The organism is Parasutterella muris (assembly GCF_009767915.1).
Taxonomy (GTDB): domain Bacteria; phylum Pseudomonadota; class Gammaproteobacteria; order Burkholderiales; family Burkholderiaceae_F; genus Parasutterella; species Parasutterella muris.
Genome location: NZ_WSRP01000072.1, coordinates 1 through 3,422, shown reverse-complemented (window position 1 = coordinate 3,422; position 3,422 = coordinate 1). Strand labels below are relative to the sequence as shown.

Below are 3,422 nucleotides of genomic sequence, written 5' to 3'. Positions count from 1 at the left end.
CCGCAGATGTATCTGCTCTATCGTTTTCGGAGCCAACTTCAGAAGCGGCGAGCACCGCGTTTGAAATAGCGGACTGCCTTACAAGCGTTTGGATTGCCGCGTTAGCCGCCTCAATTCTCTCGCTTGTTGTCCTGGAAGCAGCTACTGGGGACTCCGCGCTGCTCAAAGATGACTCTTTCGTAAGCAGGCTGAATCTATTGGCGGCATCGCTCCAGGCATGAACAGTAGAGGCAAAGCCCTGAAGTCCAAGAACATCCATAAGCCTTTGCCCCAATGAGCCCGGAGAGCCGCTAACTAATGTGATCGCATCGTTAGCTAAATCGGCCAAGTCATCAGCCAAATCGAAAGCTTGATAGATTCGATTCAAACTTTCTGCTGAAAGAAGCTTTGTAAAATCCTCTCCCACCGTCTTCTTAACAAAATCCTGAGCTCCGGCAATATCAAATTCTTTAATAAATTCGTCAAAGGCGGAGTTGCTTAACGCCGAGGCTGCCTTTAAACAGCGGGAGCCCGCGTCAACAATCGAATTCGGAAACTCTAACTTGCCGCTTTCAACAAAATTAAGTGTGACGGTGGAGAGGCGGTTGGATTCAAACTTCGGGGAGGTAAGATCAACGGCTACCACCTCCATGGTACCAAGCCACGGATGAATAAGCCTGCCCGACCCTTGTTTTTCACAAGCCGCAATCAGACGCTTCATCCGGGTAATATAGTCGGCTCCTATCACATACGCAGTCAGCGTAATAGTCCTTTTAGAGCGTCCCAAATCTTCGGTAAACGGCGTATCTCTTTGCGGATACTCAAAAGTCTGAGTCCGCCTGCCCACCTTAAAATCTGAACTTGTAACCTCAAAGGGCACCCCTCTAAAGGAGGCGCGTCTTAATTCCGGCGCGTTCATCAGTCAGCTCCCACAAAAGCATAATTTCCGGTCTCTGCTCTCATATTTCCTCCATTGGAGTCTGTTTTTTCTACCTGAGCGTTCAATCCCTGCGGAACCTCGACTCTGACAGTCAGCTGGTTATCAATCTCAGTCCTAGGCCCCATCAAACCTTGAGTCATAGAAGAGACTTGAGAGGAGTCCAGCATCGGAGCCTGCGCCTGAGGATTCTCCTGAGCAGAAAATCCGAGCATTTTCCTTGCCGAGTCTTTGATTCCTTCCCATGAAAAAGTGTTTTTAATACTGTCCCATGTCGCGCAAAGACCGTCCCAAAGTGCGCGGATGTTCTTACAAGCATTGTCCCAAGCGATAGAAAACCCTTCAGGCAAACCGCTTAAAACCTTTGATAAGTCCGGGAAGGTTTTCTCAAACCAAGCCGTGATTTCATCCCAGTTCTTCCATAAAGCCACACCGGCAGCGACTGCACCGGCAAGAATCACGCCCCATGGACCGAACGCGGAGACGAACGAAGCCCCCACGCCGTAAAGCGATTGACCGAGGCTAATCATATTCCCGGCAAGCATTAGACCGATGGCAGCGCCAAATCCCTTGATAATCGTGTCCCATCCGCCGATCGAGTCCACAAACTTCATGAATCCGTCGATACAGTTGAAAATACCGTTTACCACTGCCTCAAAGTTAATTTGAGCGATGGCCGAAGAGATCTTTTCAAAGATCTTTTCCAGCCTCTGAGCAATTAAATCTTTATTGGCAACTATCCAATCCTGAAGCCTCTTGACAATGCTCTCGATGATCGGAGCAAGCGAAGCGCCGATGGTGGCCGATACACCGTCTAAAACCTGAGAAAACTTACTCAGTGTGTCCGTAAGATGGGCAGAATCAGCCACCATCTTATCGGACATGACAATGCCAAGCTTCTCTGCCTCGCCGCCCATGTCATCGAGCCCTGCCGCTCCGCTCTCCAATACCGGTATCAGCTGTTTAGCCAAATCATCGCCGACAGCGGCCGTTAGAATTCTGAGCCTTACCGCAGGAGATTCATTGTTCTTAACCGCCTGAGCAAGATTGCGCATGACATCGGCCGCATCGCGAATGTTTCCCTTAGAATCCTTGAGAGAGACACCCAAGCGCTTAAAAATAGCTGCGAGCTCCTTATTTTCTCCTCTGGCTGCTTTCCCCATGTTGTAAGTCAGCTTAACCAGAGCTTGATCCATCTGCTCAGCTGACATACCTCCGAGTCCGGCAGCATAGCGAAGTTTCTGTAAAGAAGCGGCGCTCACGCCGGCTCTTTTACTGGCCTTATCGATAGAATCGCCCAGAGAGGTGAACTTATCCATTGCCGACTTTAGACTGAAGCCGCCAACTCCGCCTAAGACTGTCAGGGGCAAAGCGAACTTACCGGCCAAAGCGGCCGAGGATTTGCCTAAGGCGGAAAAGGAGCGCCCGAGCTTTCCGAAATTAGAATCTATCTTCTTGAGCGCCGGGCTTATCTTATCCGTCGCGGAAAGGATGGCCTTGAGGCTGTACTCTTTTCCCGCCATTTTTTATCTTCCTCCATAATGCGAAGAGCCTCCTTCGCAAGCTCAATCACTCTTGAAAAAGGCTCTCTTGAGAGCTCCGTGGGTCGTTCTCCCCAGAAGCGGGCCGTGTTGTAAAAAACTTTCACGGCCGTTTTCTTCCGCGCTAGTCCGTACTTGTAAAAAAATCAGACACCTTACCGATTAGGGCCATGGCGTCCCTAATCCCCAGTGCGCCGACAGCTTCCTCCGGAAGGCCTGAACAGACTACAAGGTATTTGCGAAGCAATTTAAGCTTTCCATCCGGCTCGGTTTGATCACCGGGCAGGCCAAGATCGCAAATTTCATTAAAGGTCGGTTCACGCAGATCCACTTTTTCTATCCTGTTGCCTGAAACAGTAATAGGCGTCTTCAGAACGTACGAAGCCATTACGACCACCTCCCGTTAGTTCCCACAAATTTCATTGCGACAGTTCCCCCGTCACTGTCGTAGTTCATCTCTCCTTCAATGAAGGCCTCTGAGAGCGTATAGCTCTTGCCGTTAGCCAATTCAGCCACCACCGTTGCCGTGTCCATAGTGGACAGTTCTTCAATCGGGAAGTCTTCATCCATTAGGAATGTTCCGTCAATGTACGGCGCGATCGGCGTCTCCTTGTAATTAACGGAGCCGTTGGTCGACACAATGCTCTCTTTTGTGGTTTTCGAAAGCGGAATGGTCAGCCCTCCGGAGATATCCATCGTTCTGCCGTTGACAGTAATGTGGCAGATTCCTGCAATTCTTGACATTAAATCACCTCTTATTCGTTAAACTGAAGACGGAACTGAGCCAATACAGCAAAGACTCTTAACTGGTTAACCAGGTCAGGCGGCAGCAATACGTCGATTCTGTTGGGGTCATCTGCGTTTCTCTCCACGACAAGATACTTAGCAAACAAATCAGCGTTTTCTACAATCGCCTTGTCCTCGAGCTTGGTATACATAGCGATAAGTTCGCCGCGGATAATGGA

General features: G+C 49.8%; 5 protein-coding genes. All 5 read right to left on the bottom strand.

All coding sequences use genetic code 11. The features are described 5' to 3' along the window. The coding region (locus tag E5987_RS12440; RefSeq protein ID WP_202074646.1) for a DNA circularization N-terminal domain-containing protein at nt 1-898 on the bottom strand (898 nt) is incomplete at its 3' end. Further along, nucleotides 898-2,439 (bottom strand): phage tail tape measure protein, encoded by a 1,542-nt coding sequence (locus E5987_RS12435; protein ID WP_160336387.1) that lies wholly within the window; start codon nt 2,437-2,439, stop codon nt 898-900. The genes E5987_RS12435 and E5987_RS12440, both read right to left, overlap by 1 nt. 142 nt (nt 2,440-2,581) lie before the next feature. Further along, nucleotides 2,582-2,845 carry a phage tail assembly protein gene (locus E5987_RS12430; protein ID WP_160336386.1) on the bottom strand — a complete coding sequence of 88 codons (264 nt, stop codon included), beginning with the start codon at nt 2,843-2,845 and terminating at the stop codon, nt 2,582-2,584. Continuing rightward, on the bottom strand, nt 2,845-3,201 hold the full coding sequence (locus E5987_RS12425; protein WP_160336385.1) for a phage tail tube protein: 357 nt from the start codon (nt 3,199-3,201) through the stop codon (nt 2,845-2,847). The genes E5987_RS12430 and E5987_RS12425 overlap by 1 nt, the downstream gene beginning before the upstream one ends. An 11-nt stretch (nt 3,202-3,212) precedes the next feature. Then, the coding region (locus tag E5987_RS12420; RefSeq protein WP_277613507.1) for a phage tail sheath C-terminal domain-containing protein at nt 3,213-3,422 on the bottom strand (210 nt) is incomplete at its 5' end.